19 protein-coding genes are annotated in these 18,935 nt (G+C 43.6%); 4 read left to right on the forward strand and 15 right to left on the reverse strand.

The genetic code is table 11. The annotated features are described in order from the left end of the window. Positions 1 to 210 precede the first annotated feature (210 nt). The 5 genes from hypE to hpkB all read right to left on the reverse strand — a co-directional run bounded on the left by hypE (position 211) and on the right by hpkB (position 6,263). Entirely contained in the window at positions 211 to 1,221 is a 1,011-nt protein-coding gene (gene hypE / locus NF859_RS01860) for a hydrogenase expression/formation protein HypE (RefSeq protein WP_252742880.1), read from the reverse strand. Between the two features lie 69 nt (positions 1,222 to 1,290). Beyond that, positions 1,291 to 3,603 (reverse strand): carbamoyltransferase HypF, encoded by a 2,313-nt coding sequence (gene hypF, locus NF859_RS01865; RefSeq protein ID WP_252742881.1) that lies wholly within the window; start codon positions 3,601 to 3,603, stop codon positions 1,291 to 1,293. Positions 3,604 to 3,991: 388 nt separating this feature from the next. Beyond that, complete coding sequence (locus NF859_RS01870) at positions 3,992 to 4,687, reverse strand: metallophosphoesterase family protein (protein WP_252742750.1); 696 nt, start codon at positions 4,685 to 4,687, stop codon at positions 3,992 to 3,994. A 35-nt stretch (positions 4,688 to 4,722) separates the two neighbouring features. Continuing rightward, positions 4,723 to 5,994, reverse strand: a complete 1,272-nt coding sequence (locus NF859_RS01875) for a TIGR04013 family B12-binding domain/radical SAM domain-containing protein (RefSeq protein ID WP_252742751.1) — start codon at positions 5,992 to 5,994, stop codon at positions 4,723 to 4,725. Positions 5,995 to 6,059: 65 nt separating this feature from the next. Beyond that, positions 6,060 to 6,263: an archaeal histone HpkB gene (hpkB, locus tag NF859_RS01880; protein ID WP_004069603.1), complete on the reverse strand. Its 204-nt coding sequence runs from the start codon at positions 6,261 to 6,263 to the stop codon at positions 6,060 to 6,062. 511 nt (positions 6,264 to 6,774) lie between these two features. Here hpkB and NF859_RS01885 point away from each other — a divergent pair. The 3 genes from NF859_RS01885 (at position 6,775) to NF859_RS01895 (ending at position 8,977) form a co-directional block, all read left to right on the forward strand. Then, positions 6,775 to 7,413, forward strand: a complete 639-nt coding sequence (locus NF859_RS01885; RefSeq protein WP_252742752.1) for a sodium:solute symporter family transporter — start codon at positions 6,775 to 6,777, stop codon at positions 7,411 to 7,413. Next, positions 7,370 to 8,257, forward strand: coding sequence for a sodium:solute symporter family transporter (locus NF859_RS01890; RefSeq protein ID WP_252742753.1), 888 nt, complete (start codon positions 7,370 to 7,372; stop codon positions 8,255 to 8,257). The genes NF859_RS01885 and NF859_RS01890 overlap by 44 nt, the downstream gene beginning before the upstream one ends. Positions 8,258 to 8,398: 141 nt before the next feature. Further along, positions 8,399 to 8,977 carry a thymidine kinase gene (locus tag NF859_RS01895; RefSeq protein ID WP_087037191.1) on the forward strand — a complete coding sequence of 193 codons (579 nt, stop codon included), beginning with the start codon at positions 8,399 to 8,401 and terminating at the stop codon, positions 8,975 to 8,977. Positions 8,978 to 9,014: 37 nt separating this feature from the next. On the opposite strand, the gene proC is transcribed toward NF859_RS01895, so the two are convergent. The 9 genes from proC to NF859_RS01940 form a co-directional block, all read right to left on the reverse strand. After that, the gene (gene proC / locus NF859_RS01900; RefSeq protein WP_252742754.1) at positions 9,015 to 9,806 is read right to left on the reverse strand and encodes a pyrroline-5-carboxylate reductase; all 792 of its coding nucleotides are present in this window, start codon (positions 9,804 to 9,806) and stop codon (positions 9,015 to 9,017) included. 17 nt (positions 9,807 to 9,823) lie between these two features. Then, positions 9,824 to 10,270 (reverse strand): alanyl-tRNA editing protein, encoded by a 447-nt coding sequence (locus tag NF859_RS01905; RefSeq protein ID WP_353936089.1) that lies wholly within the window; start codon positions 10,268 to 10,270, stop codon positions 9,824 to 9,826. A 10-nt stretch (positions 10,271 to 10,280) separates the two neighbouring features. Beyond that, the gene (asd, locus tag NF859_RS01910) at positions 10,281 to 11,264 is read right to left on the reverse strand and encodes an aspartate-semialdehyde dehydrogenase (RefSeq protein WP_252742755.1); all 984 of its coding nucleotides are present in this window, start codon (positions 11,262 to 11,264) and stop codon (positions 10,281 to 10,283) included. Further along, positions 11,264 to 12,439, reverse strand: a complete 1,176-nt coding sequence (gene thrC / locus NF859_RS01915; protein WP_087037184.1) for a threonine synthase — start codon at positions 12,437 to 12,439, stop codon at positions 11,264 to 11,266. The genes asd and thrC overlap by 1 nt, the downstream gene beginning before the upstream one ends. Then, a complete protein-coding gene (locus NF859_RS01920; protein WP_252742756.1) occupies positions 12,424 to 13,311 on the reverse strand; it encodes a homoserine kinase in 888 nt (295 codons plus the stop codon). Before NF859_RS01920 ends, thrC begins: the two co-directional genes overlap by 16 nt. After that, on the reverse strand, positions 13,262 to 14,350 hold the full coding sequence (locus tag NF859_RS01925) for an aspartate kinase (RefSeq protein ID WP_252742757.1): 1,089 nt from the start codon (positions 14,348 to 14,350) through the stop codon (positions 13,262 to 13,264). The genes NF859_RS01920 and NF859_RS01925 overlap by 50 nt, the downstream gene beginning before the upstream one ends. A gap of 155 nt (positions 14,351 to 14,505) precedes the next feature. Beyond that, positions 14,506 to 15,846, reverse strand: a complete 1,341-nt coding sequence (locus NF859_RS01930) for a glycerate kinase type-2 family protein (protein WP_252742883.1) — start codon at positions 15,844 to 15,846, stop codon at positions 14,506 to 14,508. A 42-nt stretch (positions 15,847 to 15,888) separates the two neighbouring features. Next, positions 15,889 to 16,974 carry an AAA family ATPase gene (locus tag NF859_RS01935; protein ID WP_252742758.1) on the reverse strand — a complete coding sequence of 362 codons (1,086 nt, stop codon included), beginning with the start codon at positions 16,972 to 16,974 and terminating at the stop codon, positions 15,889 to 15,891. A gap of 110 nt (positions 16,975 to 17,084) precedes the next feature. After that, the gene (locus NF859_RS01940; RefSeq protein ID WP_004069584.1) at positions 17,085 to 17,501 is read right to left on the reverse strand and encodes a DUF371 domain-containing protein; all 417 of its coding nucleotides are present in this window, start codon (positions 17,499 to 17,501) and stop codon (positions 17,085 to 17,087) included. Between the two features lie 515 nt (positions 17,502 to 18,016). On the opposite strand from NF859_RS01940, the gene NF859_RS01945 reads away from it, so the two are divergent. Further along, the gene (locus NF859_RS01945) at positions 18,017 to 18,220 is read left to right on the forward strand and encodes a 30S ribosomal protein S17e (RefSeq protein ID WP_004069582.1); all 204 of its coding nucleotides are present in this window, start codon (positions 18,017 to 18,019) and stop codon (positions 18,218 to 18,220) included. Here the strand turns inward: NF859_RS01945 and phr are convergent. Beyond that, on the reverse strand, positions 18,217 to 18,819 hold the full coding sequence (gene phr, locus NF859_RS01950) for a heat shock transcription regulator (protein ID WP_252742759.1): 603 nt from the start codon (positions 18,817 to 18,819) through the stop codon (positions 18,217 to 18,219). The genes NF859_RS01945 and phr overlap by 4 nt on opposite strands. Positions 18,820 to 18,935: the final 116 nt, after the last annotated feature.

An 18,935-nucleotide genomic window follows, 5' to 3' on the forward strand; every position in this document is an offset into this window, starting at 1 on the left:
ACTCCTTATCATTGCAAGATGCCAATCCGCAGAGCAAAAGCAGTGGCAAGTCCTCTAAGCCTATTTTTCCCTCAATAAGTTTCTTTCTCACGAGCTCTCTAAGTTCCACCATTGTATCACCACCGGTGGCGAAGAAAAGAAGTGATTTATAAATTTTTGTGACTCAAATAAGGATACAATGTACATAAAAGAACATTAAAAGAGAATAGCTCAGCAGACCCTCGGCACGGGGTCACCAACGGGTGGCTCCATAAATCTCTTTCCACCTATGCCAGTCTCAAGAAGCACCTTGCCACGATATTGATCTATTACCTCACCTATAATCGCAGCATCTCTGCCGAGTTTGGTTTTTCTCATAGCTTGAAGAGCCTCCTCAGCGTATTCTCTCGCGACAACCATCACGACCTTTCCTTCATTGGCAACTTCATATGGGCTTATGCCAAGCATGTCACTAGCAGCCCTTACCTCGGGCTTTACTGGGATATCACTCTCCCTAACAAGAATCCCAATGTTGCTCTTTCTTGCTATCTCGTTCAGGGCGTTGCTTAATCCGCCCCTTGTGGGATCTTTCATTGCATGAATGTTCTCCCACCCAATTGTTTCAGCGACAGCTTTTACTACTTCCCATACGGGGGAAACGTCACTCTTAAGCTCCGTCTCAAAGGCTATCCCTTCTCTATGGCTCATCAAAGCTATCCCATGATCACCAACAGTTCCGCTGACCAAAACAATATCTCCCACCTTTGCCCCAGCATCGCTTATCGGCCTTTCAGCAATTCCAATTCCAGCCGTTATAACGAAAATCCCTATCTTATCTTCGACGACTTTGGTGTCCCCGGTAACTATAGGAACTGGAACTTCCTTTGCAGTTTCATCCATTGATTTTAGGATTCTCTCAAAGTCCTCCCCGCTAAACCCTTCTTGGATTATCATAGAGTTTGCAAGCGCTAAAGGCTCTGCCCCCATTACGGCTAAATCATTCACCGTTCCGCTCACAGCCAAGCGGCCTATATCCCCTCCGGGAAAGAAGAGCGGCTTAACTGTATGCCCATCTATGGTAAAAACCAAATGCTTATCTCCGAAGGGAATTGTTGCGGCATCGTCTAAGGCATCTAGCCCTATCCCACCGGCTGATTTCAATGTAAGGTTTTTGAGAATCACATCTCTAATAAATTCCTCCATCAACTCTCCACCAGCTCCGTGTTCAAGCTTTATTCTCATATTCACCACCTGCTTTTTTCTCTAAGGGAACCCTTTAAAATGTTACTAAGGAGGCAAAAAAAGAGGAAATCAAAGTATCAAGTCCTCTTTACTCAGATAACCCTCCAAATAGAGACCTCCAAGGAAAGCCTGGCCGACGTTTGTCCCATTGTCCCCCCTTGGTACTTCGTACGTTGAGTAGAACCTCAGACCATTGCCTTCCACGATTTTTCTTATCGTTTTCACTATGAGCTCGTTGTATGCAACTCCTCCGCTTATGCCAATGTTCTTAACTCCAAACTCCTTCGCCTTCTCAACTGCAACTTCCCCAAAAGCCCGCCCTAGAGCGAGGTGAACTGAATACGCTATATCCGCCGGATTTGCCTTGCTTTCAAGAACCTGTTCAAATAATTCCTCAACCTTCAGCTCTTCCCCCTCTATGGGAATGCTAAAGCCAAGATCGTTTTTGCCCTTAAAGGCAATTCCCTCAAGCTTCATTGCGGGTTCTCCTTCGTAGGTTCTCCTATATGCAACGTTGAGCAGAACAGCCATCGCGTCAAGAACCCTGCCGGTTGAGGAGGCATAACCAACGTTTATTTCCCTTGCGAGCTGGTTAAGTATTACGTTGAACTCAACCTTCCCGTATCTGAGGTTTTCAACAGCTTTTGGACAGTGCCTTTCGATTATCTCTTTTACTTCCTCTACCCCATAGAGCTTGCTCAAAATCCCCACTAAAGCCCTAAGAGGATAATAGCTCGCCAAATCTCCACCTGGGAGGGGGTAATAACTTATATGGGCTAACCTCTCAACGTCTTCGTAGCTTAAGTATAAAACTTCACCCCCCCATGTGTTTCCATCGCTTCCGTAGCCAACTCCATCCACTGCTATTCCTACTATCTCGTCAAGATTGTTTTCAGCCATAACAGAAGCAATGTGAGCGTAGTGGTGCTGTACTTGGATAAATTCTGCATTTTCCTCTTCCGCTATCTCCATTGCTAGTTTTGTGGTGTTGTAAAGCGGGTGAAGGTCAGCAACCACAAGGTCAAACCCCTTAATCCTCAGTATTTTCTTGAAGTGGGCTATGGCACTCCTCATGAATTCAAGAACTTCAACCTTTGAAGTGTTTCCTATGTACTGGCTCGGATAAACCCTCGAGCCCTTTATCATTCCAAAAGCATTCATGAGCTCTGCCCCAACTGCCAAGCCCGAATACTCAAAAGGTATATCTATTGGCAATGGAACAAACCCTCTGCTCCTTCTTATTACAGCCCTTTTTCCATCAACGAACCTGATAACGCTGTCATCCGTTCTGTTGAGAATTTTCCTGTTGTGCAGCAAAAAGTAATCGGCTAAGTCCTTAAGCTCCTCAAAGGCTCTATCGTTGTCTATTACCATTGGCATTCCCGGGTAATTAGCAGAGGTCATGACGTAAACAGGGCTCTTTGAGTAGTGGAAGAGTATGTAGTGGGTTCCAGCATAGGGGAGCATGACACCTATAGTGGGCAAGCCCGGGGCTAGAGCCTCTGGCAGTGGGAATGGTTCCTTCTTCCTTAAAGCCACTATTGGCTTCCTGTAGCTTGTGAGTTCTTCCCTCTCTACATCACTAACTATTGCAAAGCTCTCTACTGTTTCTAGGTCTTTAGCCATTATTGCAAAGGGCTGCTGAGGTCTTAGAATTCTCCTCCTAAGCTCCTTCACAACTTCTTCATTGGTAGCGTCGCAGGCTATGTGAATCCCACCTATGCCTTTTATTGCCACTATGTAGCCCTTGTCGATAAGCTCTGCAGCCTTCTTTAGCGGATCTCCCGTTATTTCTTTTCCATCGTTCGTGTAGAGCCTGTAGCTCGGTCCACATACAGGGCAGCAAACCGGTTCCGCGTGGTATCTTCTATTTAGAGGATCCCTGTACTCGCTCTCACAATAATCGCACATGTCGAATTCTCTCATTGTTGTGTTTACCCTGTCATAAGGAAGGTCTTCTATTATCGTAAACCTCGGACCGCAGTTTGTGCACACGATGAAAGGATACATGTACCTCTTATCCGTGGGATCGAAAAGCTCCCTAAGACAGTCATCGCATATGCTCACGTCTGGAGGAATTATAGAATCCCCACCTCCCCCACCGTTGGAGCTCTTTTCTATGTAAAACCTGTCAAATCCCTGAAACGGGATTTCTTTCACGTTTATCCTCTCAACCCTAGCAAGGGGAGGTGCTTTTTCTCTAAGGTCTCTCAAGAAGGCCTTTACTTTTTCTTCTTTCCCCTCAACCACTATCTCCACTCCAGCATCGCCAAGATTTTTAACGTATCCCCTTAGATCGTGCTCATGAGCAATTCTGTAAACGAAGGGTCTAAAACCGACCCCCTGGACAATTCCCTCAACGTGAATATGATAAGCTTTCACTACCTTCACCTGTTTCAGAATTGGAAAAAAGGAATTTATATCTTTCCAAAACCAAAAGTTAAAAACTAATGAAGAGTTTTCAACCAAAGGTTTGAAGCTGGGAGTTTTTGGAAAGAGAAATAAAGGGGCTGTTTTGTAAATAGTTAAAATCGTAAAGTTTGTTGGGGTTTGTAGGGCGAAATTTTTAAATATTTTTTGGAGTGTTTTGTAGTGATGGGCAGTCCTCGATATGTGGGGTTTTAAGCCCGAATGGGGACTGTCGAGAGCCTGAAGATGTGGGGAGTCTCCGTTCCCCCCGAAAGCCCCACGATGAAGATTGGAGTGGGGAAGGTCAGCCGTGCTGATGTTTACAAACTTTATGCGAGTTACGGCTGACCAGAACGGTTCATCAATACCCCTCATAAAGCCTATACGCCAAAAACTTTGGCAGGCCGGCCTCTATTATCTTCCTCGCTGCCGTATCAACGTCATATTCAACCCTTTCAAACACTATCTCATCACTATCCGTATCTATGAATGCATAAGCTGCCCTCCAGTCTCCGTCTCTGGGCTGACCAACTCCGCCTGGGTTTATTATTCTCCTGTTTCCAATCTCCTTGAGCATCTGCATGTGTGTATGTCCCACAACAAGGTTCTTTTCTCTGAAATACTTCAAAACCTCGACAAATTCACTATCGGGGAGCCAGGGAAAGAGGTACTCATCCAGAGGTGCCCTCGGAGAGCCGTGGATTATCAAAAAATCTTCTCCATCGGTTCTAAAAAGTTGCCTCACAGGAAGCCTTCGAAGGAATTCGATGTTTTCTCCGCTCATCACCCTTTCATGCCATCTTATTGCTTCCCTTGCATAGGGATTAAAACCCCAGGCAATCCCAAAGGCAACAGCATTATCGTGGTTGCCCCTCACGCAGAGAATTTCCCTCTTTTCCATTTCCTCTCTAAAAAATTCCACGACCTCGTTGGGATTTGCTCCATAGCCTACTAAATCACCCATGCAGAATACCACCTCGGCTTTCTTTACCCTTTTCCATACAGCCTCCAAGGCTTCGAGGTTTGAGTGGATGTCACTTATGAGGGCTATCAGCATGTTATCTATTACACATCAAAGATTAAATCCTTTTCTCAGCAGACTTCATTAACCCTTCCAAAATAGCTTGGGCTTTCTTCGTAGAATTCCTCTATAAGCCTCTGGAGCTTCTTTGAGAGTTCTATCTGAACTCCCCAGGAACCCTCAATGTAGCCCTTAGCCGCCATCCTGCCAAGAAACTTCTTCATCTCATCGCTAAGTGGGGAAGGCTTGCATCTTGCCCACGGAGTTCCCGGTAAAGGCATAAAATAATGAGCCCTAACCTTTCCGCCTTTGCGCATTATCCACTTCATAAATTCTATACTCTTTCTCTGGCTTTCTTCATTTTCGTTTGGCAAGCCAACTATGAAGTCAACAACAGGCTCTATCCCATATTCGAGCATATACTCAACCGCTTGCCTTACATGCTCCGTTGTGTGCAAGCGGTGCATGGCCTTAAGCATCTCATCGTCGCCGCTTTGAGCGCCTATCGCCAGCCTTCTGTTGTCGGCATACTTCAAGAGAAGCTCAAGTGTTTCAGGCTTAACGAACTCTGGCCGTACTTCACTCGGAAAAGTACCGTAGAAAAGCCTCCTCCCCTCTTCCCTTAGGGGTTGAAGAGCTTTTAAAAGGGCTTCAAGCTTGTCGACTCTTAATATTGCTCCCGGACTGCCATAGGCGAAGGCGTTTGGGGTTATGTAGCGCATGTCCTTCATTCTTCTTGAATATCTCACAATCTGATCTATCGGCCTGTGCCTCATACGAAAGCCCTTTGCATAGGGGGTTTGGCAGTAGTAACAACCAAAGGGACAGCCACGGCTTATTTCTATGGGCGCTATCAGATAAGAGCTTTCCGCAAAAGGAGGAAACTTAGTAAAGTCTTCAACCTTCGCAAAACCCGTAAAGACAAATTCACCGTCGAGGTAAAACGCAAGCCCCTTAATCTCCATGAGTTCCCTTGTTATTTTAAAGTTGCTCTTTTTAAGGGCTGTTAAAAGCTGGAATAGAACCTCTTCCCCTTCTCCTACAGCGGCTATATCAAACCCCATCCTTAAAGTATGTCTTGGCATCGCGGTTGCATGATAACCCCCAGCCACTAATAAGGCGTTGGTCTTTTCCTTTAGGATGTTTACTTCTTTCTCAACTTCCCAAATCTCCTCGGTGAAGAAAGAGTATAGAACAACTCTAGGCTTTGCCCTCAGAATCTCGCTAAAATCCTTTGTTATTAGGAGCTCACCGATATCAAAGCCTTGAGACTCAAGTGCACCCAAAAGATGCACAAAAGCGTTGTGATTTCGCCTTGTCATTCTAACAGCTATCTCATGCATGGTATAAAGTCAGAAGTAGATTTTTAAATGTTTACTCAAAAAAGAACAAAAGAAGGGAAAGGCCATCAGGCCTTGATTGCAAGCTTAATGTCCTCGGCCTTAACGGTCTTTCTTCCAGCGTGCTTTGCAAGGTCTACTGCCTTCTTGGCGATCTCCATAGCCTTCTCCTCAAGGTGCTCGGCGAGGACCTTTGCTGCCTCCTCACTAACTCTTGGAGCACCTGCCTTTCTAATCAATCTGTCAACTGGGGCAATTGGCAACTCAGCCATTTCCCACACCTCCTAAAGTTGTCTAAATTGGTATTTGCATTTTATTTTATGAAAGAAGTTATATATAAACCTTTCGGAAAAGAACCCCTTTGAGAGCAAGAAGGGATGAGTGGTCTCATAACAAGGCATAAGTCAGACATCTTAAGGGCACTTATCGAGAGTATGAAATTCTAAGGGGTATAATTTCCACAGTTTAAAAATAAAGGAATCCCCACAGTTGCTGATTTTCTTTATGTTTATCAAGTATCAAGATGTGATATATTAATAAAAACACGAAACATATGTTGATATTATTGCCAAATTATTTTGACATAATTTTCTTCGACAATTAGCTGAAAACGTAACGTTTATATATGAACACTGGCACATATTTTACCGATAATGTCCATAGGAGGTGACAGGTGCTATGCTTGGGGCAAAGTTGGTGCTTTTTGTGCTACCAACACTGATAGTTTTGTGCTCGGTTGTAATATACTACGCCAGTGGTAAGAAAGCGTAGGAGGTGTAAAATGTGGCGGATGCATATGAAATGCTAAAAAACCCCGTTGCACTCGCAGCATTTTTGTTTACCCTCCTGTTGCCAATATTCGTAGGATTTTTAGTAATGAGAAGAACAAAAACAGAAGAGGACTTTTTTGTAGGCGGTAGGGCAATGAACAAAATTGTTGTAGCCCTCTCAGCAGTTTCTTCAGGTAGATCATCATGGCTTGTCCTTGGTCTTAGTGGAATGGCCTATGCAAGAGGAGTGGGTGCTGTTTGGGCTGCAGTAGGTTATATCGTTGCGGAGATGTTCCAATTCGTTTACATGGGAATAAGACTAAGAAAATTCTCGGAGAAACACAACTGTATAACAGTTCCCGATTATTTTGAGGAGAGATTTAAGGATGAATCCAAGATCATAAGGCTAGTGGCTTCAATAATCATTGCCTTGTTCCTAACTGCTTACGTAGGAGCACAGTTTAATGCAGGAGCAAAGTCGCTTAGTACTGCATTAGGAATGTCCACATTAACGGCTCTTTTAATTGCGGCACTCATGATTCTCATTTACATGGTTCTGGGGTGGATTCATAGCCGTTGCATACAACGATGTTATAAGAGCGGTAATAATGATCTTTGGGCTAACAGTGCTTCCTGCAGTTGCTGTGGCTAAGGTAGGAGGAGTAAACGCAATGCTTTCAGTTCTTAAGGCACTCGATCCCAAGTATGTTGATCCCCTCTCCTTGGGAGTAGGTGGCCTTATAGGATTTTTAGGAATTGGTTTAGGATCCCCCGGACAGCCTCACATCATTGTTAGGTACATGTCAATTGACGATCCTGATAGACTTAGAGCATCAACCGTTATAGGTACCTTCTGGAATGTGGTTTTAGCTTGGGGCGCAATCTTTGTTGGCCTGGCAGGGAGGGCTTTGTACATAGATGTCAACATGCTTCCCGGTGCAAGTGCAGAAATGATATATCTTGTTCTATCATCAGACTTCTTTGGACCACTTCTCTATGGATTGCTTATGGGTGGAGTTTTTGCAGCAATACTTTCTACCGCTGACTCACAACTACTTGTAGTTGCTTCTACCATAGTAAGAGACTTTTACCAAGAAATCATAAACAAAGGAGAGCAGTTAAGCGAAGAGAGAGCGGTTTTCTTAAGTAGGATAGTTGTTTTTGTGGCAGGTATATTCGCAATGCTATTGGCATACTTTGCAAAAGACATTATCTTCTGGTTAGTCCTCTTTGCTTGGGGAGGACTAGGAGCGGCTATTGGTCCAACCCTTATAGTCTCTCTGTACTGGAAGAGAACCACCAAATGGGGAGTAGTTGGTGGAATGATAGTAGGGGCACTAACAACAATAATTTGGAAGCTGTACATAAGGCCAATAACAGGGCTCTACGAGCTCGTGCCAGCGTTCATCTTTGCCCTCATAGCAACAATAGTTGTTAGTCTAGTAACAGAGCCTCCAGAGAACGTAGATGAATTAATGAAAGACATGGTAGAATGAGTTTCTTTTGTAATTTTTTCCATCTTATTTTTAAATGCCATGTTATTTAAAGCAAAAACCGTGTGAGTGATTGTTTGAAATCCAAAAATCCCAAGGAAAGAACTTTTTAGATGAGAGAACAAAAGACAAAAGGTGATAAGCATGCATCCAGAGGGGTTCTTGGAAGTCATTACCGGACCAATGTTCGCAGGAAAGACAAGTGAACTGATAAAAAGGATAGAACGACAGATTTTCGCAAAAAGAAAAGCCGCTCTTTTCAAGCCATCAATAGACAACCGCTACAGCGAAGATAAAGTCGTTGCTCATAACGGATTAAGCTATGAAGCCTTTGTAGTGCCTACAACAGAGGAAGGTGTAAGGACTATATACCAAAAAACCAAGGAGGAGGATTTTGAGGTTATAGGCATCGATGAAGTTCAGTTCTTCCCGATGTCGATCGTTGAAATCCTAAACAAGCTCGCCGATGAAGGCGTTTACGTCATAGCCAGCGGTCTGAATTTAGATTTTAAGGGAGAACCCTTTGAAGTAACCAAGGAATTATTAGCACTAGCGGACAACATAGTCTACCTAACCGCCATATGCAGCGTCTGTGGAAGGGAAGCCACAAGGACGCAGAGGCTCATAAATGGAAAACCCGCCCCAAGAGACTCCCCCAGGATACTGGTGGGTGGAATGGAGGCCTACGAAGCCCGGTGCAGGAGACATCACATAGTACCTTGAAATACTGAGAAGCAATCTTAAGCCTCCTTTAGTGCGGTTATTTCATCTTTTTCTCTAGTTCGAGACGCAAGATCATTGATTTCTTTGTTGCAGCATCCACAGCCTTCATGAGCGCATTTCTTATCCTGCTGTCTTCAAGTTCAAAAATACCGTCTATTGTTGTCCCTCCGGGGGTTATCACCATGTCTCTAACCTGAGCAGGGTGTAGATTCAGCTCCAATAGAAGTTTTGCCGTTCCCAAAAGGGTCTGTGCACTTGCCAATATTGCAAGGTCCCTTGGCAACCCCACTCTTAGCCCCCCATACATGAGAGCTTCCAAGAATACAGAGACATAAGCAGGCCCCGAGCCACTCAACCCTGTTATTGCATCCATGTACTCCTCTTCAACCTTAGCACACATTCCAAAGGTCTTGAAAAGCTCTTCTACGAGTTCTATTTCATTCTCATCTAAGTCTCTTGTAGCATAAGCTGTGAAGGATTCTCCCACAAGAACTGCTATATTTGGCATAGCCCTCACGAATTTGGCATTAGCTAAGCCCTTTAGGGCTTCTAAAGAAATCGCTGCGGCAAGAGAGATAACGATCTTTCCTTCAATATCTTCTCTTATTTCTTCCAGAACTTTCTTGATTTTATTTGGTTTTACAGCAAGTATTACAACATCTGCAGCTTTTGCTGCAGTCCTGTTATCACTGGTTATTTCTATCCCATATTCCTCTAACCACTTTATTTTCTCTATCTTTCTTCTTGTCGCTATCACGTCATAATTCTTTGCGAGAGCCTTTGCAACTGCGCTTCCAATAGTACCAGCCCCAATAACAGCTATTTTCATATCAATCCCTCCAAATGCTAAACAACATCAAAGCTTATCTCCAAAAGTTCCTTAGCCTTCCTAAACCTGACTTTCCTAATTTTTATCTCCCCAATTTCTCCAGTTGTCTTCGTATGCTCCTTGTTGCATGCGTTAACGTTCCAGTCTTCAATAACCACAACCCTAAGGGTTCTAACTTCCTCTGGAATTGGGAAGAGGTCGTACATATCTTCGCCAAACCTCTTCTCCGCTTCTTTCTTTGGAAGTTCATAGACAAATATGGGAACATCTTCTTTGATTTTTTCATTTGCACGACTTTCTATTTCCTTAATTTCCTCCTCAGCTGGCTTTCTATTGAACTTAACAGTTAGCCTTCCATGATTTCCACTGACGTAGACGCTTGCCGTCCATTTAGCCTCTTCTCCCAAAACTTTAACAACGGCACCTTTGAGGACATGTAAAGCTGTATGGGTTTTTACCTCCACCTCAATCCCCTCAAATTACTTTCTCATTATAAGCAAGTTCAGCATTTAAGATCGAGCCTCCAGCGGCTCCTCTAATAAGATTATGGCCTAAAGTAACGTACTTAAACGTTTTTTCATTAACTTTCCCCAATCTTCCAACTATAACACTCATTCCTTTACCCAACTCTCGATGAAGCTTTGGCTGAGGGATTTCCCTATAGACAATCGGCTTTGCATATGAAGGAAGCTTAAGGTTTTTTAATGGATCAAAAGATTCAAAAACTCTTCTAAGCTCTTCAACGGTTGTGTCTTGGCCAAGCTCGACAAAAACCGCTTCTGTATGACCGTGAGATACTGGAACCCTTGTTGTAATAGTGGATATTTCAAAATCAAGACCGAGGATTTTCCTTGATTCGTTCTCAATTTTCCACTCCTCTTTTTCAATGTATGGAATTACGTTATCAAAGATCTGCAGAGCTGATAAACCTTTAAACCCTGCCCCACTTATTGCTTGCATTGTTACCACATTCACTTTTTTGAGCCCAAATTCTGAAAGAACCTTAAGCGAGAGCACCAGTATTGCAGTTGAGCAATTGGGGTTTGTGACTATAAACCTCTTCCAGCCCCTTTGCTCTTGTTGAACTTCAATAAGCTTTAGCTGATCTCCATTGACTTCTGGAACTATAATAGGTACATCCTCTTCATATCTATGGGATGAGGCGTTGCTAAACACAGGGGTCTTCTCAGCTAGCTTTTCTTCAACTTCACCCGCTATTGAAGATGGAAGGGCTGAAAAAACCAAATCCACATCTGGATCCTTTAAGAAATCTCCCAACCCCTCCACTTCCATCTCTCCAATATCACCACTAGGCCATTCTACAATATCTCTGTATTTCTTTCCTTTTGATCTTTCTGAAGCTACTAAGCGCTCTATTTTAAACCAAGGGTGATTCTCTAAGAGTCTCACAAACATCTGGCCAACTAATCCTGTAGCGCCCAAAATCGCAACATCCATTAAAGAACCTCCTTAAAAGCACTCAACGTTGGTTCTATAGGCTCTGGCAGGGAAAAGTTCTCAATTATTATGTTTGGGTCTTTCAGTCCATGTCCTGTTGTAATTAAAACATAGCTTTCATCTGAATTAATCAGGTCAAGCTCTTTCAACTTAACTAAACCAGCCAAGGAAGATGCCGATGCCGGTTCAACGAAAATTCCTTCTTTTGATGCGAGAAGTTTTTGGGCCCTAAGAATCTCCTCATCACTAACACTCTCAAAGAACCCCTTTGACTCTTCAGCAGCAAGCCAGGCCTTTCTCCAATTAGCAGGATTTCCAATCCTTATTGCTGTAGCCACTGTATCTGGCTTTTCCTCGGGCTTAAATTCCTTTTTCTCTTTCCAAGCTTTTGCCAAGGGTGATGCTCCTTCAGCTTGGATTCCAATCATCCTTGGCAATTCATCGATAAATCCTGCTTGGAATAATTCTTTAAAGCCTTTCCAGATGGCTGAAATGTTACCAGCGTTTCCTACGGGTAGGATTATATTGTCTGGAACAAACCCCAGCTGATCAAAAATCTCAAAAGCTATAGTCTTTTGGCCTTCTAACCGGAAGGGATTTATTGAGTTAAGCATGTAAACTCCAAGTTCTCTACTGGCCTTAACAACAACCCTCAAAGCATCATCAAAGTTCCCTTTAACCGGAACAACTTTTGCACCATATACTATCGCTTGGGCCAGTTTTCCCAGTGCAATTTTTCCACTTGGAACAAGGACATAACTTTTTATCCCTGCTTTTGCTGAATAAGCGGCTAAAGAAGCCGAAGTGTTGCCCGTTGAGGCGCAAATGACTTTATCCATGCCAAGTTCCAAAGCTTTGCTAACACCAACAGTCATTCCCCTATCCTTAAAAGAGCCTGTTGGATTTGCACCTTCATTTTTGACGTAAAGTTCTACTATTCCCAGCTCTTTTTGAAGATTTTCCAGACGATACAGAGGTGTTCCCCCTTCATTGAGAGAAACTCTCCTTTCAACAGGAATAAAGCTCTCATACTTCCACAATGTTATGTTCCTCCCATCAAAGACGTTTTCAACTTTGCCCAAATCAATGAATACCTCCAGCAGACCTCCACAGTCACATCTATACCTAACTTCATTTTCTCCATACTCTTTTCCACATTCTATACATCTGAGCATTTTGCCCCACCTCCTACTTTTGTTATAAAATACTCTGCCCTAATCCCTTCACTCTCAAAGGCCTCAACCATTGACTTTCCAATGTTGCGCAAATCTTCTCCCAAAGCAAACATGGCCGGTCCAGAACCGGATAAAGAAACCCCATAAGCTCCACTATCCAAAGCTGCTTTTCTGACTTTATCAAACCAAGGTATGAGGGGCTTTCTGTATGGAATAACCAAATAATCATCTAGGAGCTTTCCAACTGTCTCCAAATCTCCCTCCTTCAGTGCTGAAATCAAAGCACTTGCTAGGGCCAAGTTCTTAACAGCGTCACCTAGCGGAATATCTCTTGGTAAAACAGATCTTGCTTTCCTTGTGCTAACCTCAACCTCTGGAAGAACCACGACGAGTTCAAAGTCAACATCAAGCTTAAACACCTCAAGATAGTGTAGAGATTTTAAAATTGTAAAGCTACCAAACAGAGCTGGAATCACGTTATCCCCATGGACACTACCAGATGCTGCTTTTTCTCCCTCAAGGGCAGCTTTTATTATGAGATTCTTATCTCGAACCCCAAGGGCATTTGCCACAGCCAGTGCCCCGCCGATAGCTGAAGCCCCAGAGCTTCCAAGTCCACTTTTTGGTCTTATCCCCTTTTTTAATTTCATGTTAAACCCCATTTCCATATTAAGCATCTTCAAGAGAGCAAAGGCAGATATTGAAGCAACGTTCTTCTCAGGATCACTTGGCACATCAAATCCTTCAACCTCTAATGTTACCTCATCACTTTCTTTGAAGATTATTACATCCACAGGCTTGGCAAGACATAAACCAAAGACATCAAATCCCGGCCCAAAGTTCGCTATTGTTGCTGGAGCTAGAACTTTCACCAAAAATCACCTCATGAATTTCATTCAAAACCTCCTCAAGCTCAACTCTATCCACTATAAAACACGTGTATTCTTCTTTTTGTTCAACAACTGGGTAGGGCACACTACAAGAAGCTCCAATCACTCCAATCTTTGCTTTTTCCCCAATAATCTTGTAGGTAATTAACGGTATTTTAAGGGTAAAATTTGAAACTAGCGTGCCTAATCTCCATTTGTTTGTCCTTCCAAAGATCAATGGGACCCTATTTTTCACAGGCTCGATGGCTCGTTCGTGTAAAGCTTTTAACCCAAGTTTTGAAGCAATTAAAGCTTCATCATACGACACAAACGGGATAACTTTAGCATTTTTGACTATTCTTGGATTAGCCGTATAGATTCCTTTCACGTCACTCATGATCAAAACTGCTCTGGCATTCAAGAGACGCCCTAAAACTGAGGCCGTGTAATCACTTCCTCCTCTCCCAAGTGTTGTCCTAAGGCTATTGAACTTCCCTAGAAATCCTGTCACAACAGGTACCTTGCCCGCTTTTAATAGCTCTTCGAGCATCCAGAGATTATTCTTTGTTTTTTCCAGATTCACTTCAGCATTCCCAAAGTTTCCGTTTGTTTCTATCAAATAGAAGGCATCAATTGGAGCACTCTCTATACCCCTCTCGTTTAGTGTGCTTGAAAAGAGTTTAACTGATAGTCTTTCGCCGAAGGAGAAGACATGATCTGTGTATGCCTTCTTACTTGGGAAAGCTCTTTCATTTTTCAGCACAAACCTAAGTTCCTTGAGTTCCTCCTCGATGTCTATATTGACGCCAAATTTCTCAGCCGTAGCCAAGTGTATGTTCGTAAACTCCTCTAGAAGCTCCGGGCTTTTCCTTTCTGCAAGCTCCAACAAAAGGTCTGTAACTCCTTTAAGTGCGGACAAAACGACAACAACTTCACTTTTTTCCTCCCAGAATTTCTGGACAAGCTCTAAGGCATCTTCAAAAGAGTTCCTAATCGAGCTTCCTCCAAATTTAACCACTATTCTGGAGAGTTTGTAAATCACCCATTTTAGCTCACCTTACTCTCGAAAGTTTAGATTACCTATATAGTTTTTTCGAAGAAAAAGTTGCCATTTTGTCAAAATTACATTCAGTTCCCCTATTAGGGCTCCATAAAATTCAAAAAATCAAGCAAAAAACAGAACAGAATTCCAAATTATTAAAGAATAACAGCAATAATTATTGAGTTAACGTTCGTCCTCGTTGGGCCTGTTACAAGTAGGGCTTTTGCTTTCTTTAAAGCCTCATAAGCGTTGTGCCCCTTTAAGTATTCCTCGACATCTATGCCCTCTTTTTTAAGGGCTTCCAGAGTATAGCCGTCCACCAATCCACCGGCGGCATCCGTTGGGCCGTCAGTTCCATCTGTATCCATAGCCAAAACCGCAACTCCTCTAAGGTTTGCTATTTTTCTCGTTATGCTCAAGGCAAACTCCTGGTTCGGCCCTCCAAGACCGGCTTCACCCTCTATCGTTACCGTTGTTTCTCCACCGGCTATTAAGATGCAGGGCCTTTTAAAGGGCCTACTCCTATGGTAAATCTCCTCTATTATTGAGCCAAAAGCTATTGCCACTTCCTTGGCTTCTCCTTCAAGGGTCGTTGTGAGAATATGCGCATTGAGTCCGAGCTCTCTAGCTTTTCTCTCTGCTGCTTCACATGCCAAGGCGTTGCTCGCTATAAGGAAGTTGTGGACGTTGGGAAGGTCTTCCTTTAGGGTTTCCTCAACTTTTCCCTCAAGGCCAAGCTCTATGTGCCTTCTCACGCTTTCAGGAAGCTTATCCCAGAGGTTGTAGAGCTTGAGTATCCTGTAGGCGTCCTTAAACGTTGTGGGGTCTTTTACAGTTGGTCCGGAGGCTATAGCTTCGAGGGGATCGCCAACGACATCTGAGAGGATAAGGCTTATCAGAGTCCCCTTCACGAGCTTCGCCAGCTTACCCCCTTTAACCTTTGAGATGTGCTTTCTGACGGTGTTGATCTCATAGATCTTCGCCCCGCTTTTAAGGAGGAGCTCATTCGTTTTCATCTTGTCCTCAAAGCTTATCCCGTCCTCTGGAAGGGTGAAAAGCGCGCTCCCACCACCGGAGATGAGGACGAGGAGGGTGTCGTTTTCCTTAACTTTTTTTGCAAGCTCTACCCCGAGCTGAGCACCCTTTACTGAATTTTCATCCGGCACTGGATGCCCCGCTTCAATTACCTTGATCTTTTTGAGAGGCAATGAATAGCCGTACTTAGTCACCGCTATTCCCCCGGCAATCTTCTCACCCAGAACCTCTTCAACGGCTTTTGCCATCGAACATGCTGCCTTTCCAAATGCCAAAACATAGATTTTTCCCCTTATCAGGAACTCTTTTCCTTTAACAATAAGCTTGCCGTCCTCAACCTTTAGTGCTCTTTTTACCGCTTCATAGGGGTCAGCGCTTTTTATCGCCTCTTCCATCAGAATTAAAGCGATTTCCTTAGCCTTTATATCTCCATAAGAGAGAAGTTCCTCTCGATTCACCATGTAAATCACCGTAGGGTATTAAAGCAGAGCAAGATATAAGGGTTAGGGAGACATCAGAAGGACTCTAAGGAGGGGATCCTCTATCCAATATCTTCCTCCTTCCGAACGTATGAATCCTGCTTTTTCAAGAGTGTCTAGATACTTGTAGATATGCTGAATTCTCCTAGGTGCCTTTTCTGCCTTCTCAAGCTCTCTGTAAACCTCCGCCCCCCTAAGTGCGCTGGGATATACATTAGCGAGGACTCTAAGCACTTCAACATAAATGGGGCTGCTGTAAACGTTCAAGAAAGCTTCCAAATCCTTTTTCCACTCATCAAGGGCATATTTTCTGCTCTCTTCTAGTGCCCTTGGAAGAGCTTTTTCTACAGCAACTCCCCTCCTTACAAGGTTTGTTACAGTTAATCCATAATAAGAAACAAAACCTGGAACGCCTCCAAGCTCCCTTACAGCCCTTTCAAGTTCGAGTTCATTTTTTACATTAATACCATAGCTTTCAAAACCTCTTCTCAAAAATTCTACGCCCTCCACCACGCTCCAGCGCGGGAGTGTAAATATCTCGGCCGAGCGCATAAAGTTTGGCTTACTGGCATCGGGATTCAAATACTCCATAAGTAGACCGGGCATTGAGCCTGTAAAAATCAGGGATATGTTCGGATAACTGTCCGTTATCTCCTGAAGTAAACCACGAAAATCCAAGTTTTTCAATCTAGCAAGCACCTGGGCCTCGTCAAAAATAAGGAGTCCTCTTGCTGAGTTTTGAGATAGCACTCTCACAAGAGTAGAAAAGTCCGAAGTAAACTCCTCTATGCTTGTCTTCCTGACTTCGACAGAAATCCCGCGAAGGGAAAGGGCGTAGCTCTTACTCATGGTTATAAGTCTTAGAGATGTTCTTTTTGGCTCTACATCGGATATCGAAATAGCCCTAGCACCAATGAAGCGAGAAAAGTTGAAGTATATGTAGTGATGGTTTCTTCTTTTCGTGAACTTTTCAGCGACCACATTAACAACGCTCGTCTTTCCTACACGCCTCGGGCCTAAGAGAACAGAAATATTTCCCCTAAGAACTGCTTGAAAAAGTTTTTCAGCCGTATTTCTGTGCCCTTCTCCCCAAAGGCACTCCTCCTCCATAATAGGTCTAGTGCTGAAAAAGTTTTTACATACCATGTAATTTACACCCCATGTAAATTACGTTCTATGTAATAAAAATCTTTCGATAAGAACCTTACCTCAAAGTCTCATCATTCCACAATTATCTCAACAATCACTTTCTGCCCCGGATTTTTCAGCTTCTCCACAAGTTCCCTTTTAATGTCCTTCGCGGCTTTGTTTGCTTTTACTGCCAAAGTTCTCCCATCAACGTAGTCGCTCTTTCTTATCACCATAGAAACATCGCTCTCAAAGCTCAGCCTCTCGTCTCCAAATGCCTCAAGCTCATCAACAATATCATCAACAATTATCCTTATCTTTATTTTTTTGCCCTTTTTCAGGGCTTCTTTTAACTCATCACTTAGGTCTTTAAGGGCTTTGTTGGCTTTTATGCATATTATGCAGTCTCCCCTTGGCGTTAGGTAATCCTCCTTCGTTATTTCCAGCGTTGAGCGGTGGGTTGCCTTTACGTTTTCATGCCCGTAGCAGATGATGGTTTCCTTAATCATCTGACCTCCTCCCCGCCCCTGAAGGAGGGGTTATGACTCCCGAGAGGAATCCCCTCCTTCAGAAGTTTCATCGGTTTGTGGGTCCATCACCTACTCCCGTCGCCAGTTTCGGTTTGGCCCACAGGCCCGGTCTTAGGCCCGTTACCCCTACCCGCCCAAGCGGGATTGGGGTTATCGCCTTAGAGGCTGCTCCACGAGCTTTTACCACCTAAGGGGGCGGTTCTCAAAGGACGCCTTACGGCGTCATCCTCCCTAAAGGGAGGACACAACGAAAGCCCTCTCAAAGAGCACCTTTAAGACGGCCTCCCCGAGGCCTTATTAAGAGGAAAAAGTATTTAAGGCTTTCGACATTTCAAAGGATCAAACTCAGAATTTCTGCATCCCCGCCCTAAAGGGGCGAGGCTTTCAGGTGGTAAAAACCTTTAAAGGGAAGCTTTATAAATTTGGCTGGGAAAAGTTTAAAACAGCCTCACTTGATTTGGGTGTGGAAATTAAGATTATCGGAGGGATGAGGAATGGGAAACATTAAGCAAGGTTTCATTAAGAGAACCGCGAGAGAGCTCTTCAACAGGTATCCAAACGAGTTCACAAGGGACTTTGAGCACAACAAAAAGAAGGTTGAGGAGCTAACAAACGTCACAAGCAAAACAATAAGGAACAGAATAGCTGGCTACATAACAAGGCTTGTAAGACTTAAGGAAGAAGGAAAAATCCTCTAAATCAGTTCTCTCTTTATCCTTTTTAAATCCTCAAGGATTTCTCTTGGGAGTATATCCTCGAATTCCTTCAAAAGCTCATCAAACTGCTCCTCGCTTTCTCTGGCAATTCTGCGCATAAGGCTCTTTATGTAAGTCTCAGTGAGCATTCTGACCTCTTCAAGCTCGCTCTTCATTCTCATATACTCGTCTATTTTTTGCTCTATCTCACTTAAGAAGGAAGAAAGTTCTCTGATTTTTTCTTCAATTGGTTCTTGGGACTTTATGAGCTGCTTTATCTCCTCATATTCCTTCGTTTGTCTTGGGGCTTTTGGCTCATACATCTCGGTGCCGAAGGAATACGGCGTGAGGAGAACCTCCAACCTAATGCCCCTCTTTATTTGGTAGTACTTCCTAGGCCTGCCCCTCGGAATCTTCTCTATCCTGCCCTCAATCAGCCCAGCACTCTCAAGTATTCTAAGGTGCTCAAGGATAGCCTTTTGCCCAACTCCCAATTCCTTCGAGAGCTCGCTTACAAAGTAGGGTCGTTTGGTAAGCAAGAGCAGTATCCTCCTTCTCGTCTCGTTTCCAAGGACATCAAGTAACCTTCCATGCTCCTCCATAGTCTCACCCCGTGATGAGAGTGACATCTTCCTCTTATCTAACTTAATGTAAATAAAAATCCTACTTAAATCTTTTGGTTTTAACTACACAAAATTACTTTAAGGTTTAAGGGAGA

The organism is Thermococcus alcaliphilus (assembly GCF_024054535.1).
GTDB classification, from domain to species: Archaea; Methanobacteriota_B; Thermococci; order Thermococcales; family Thermococcaceae; genus Thermococcus_A; species Thermococcus_A alcaliphilus.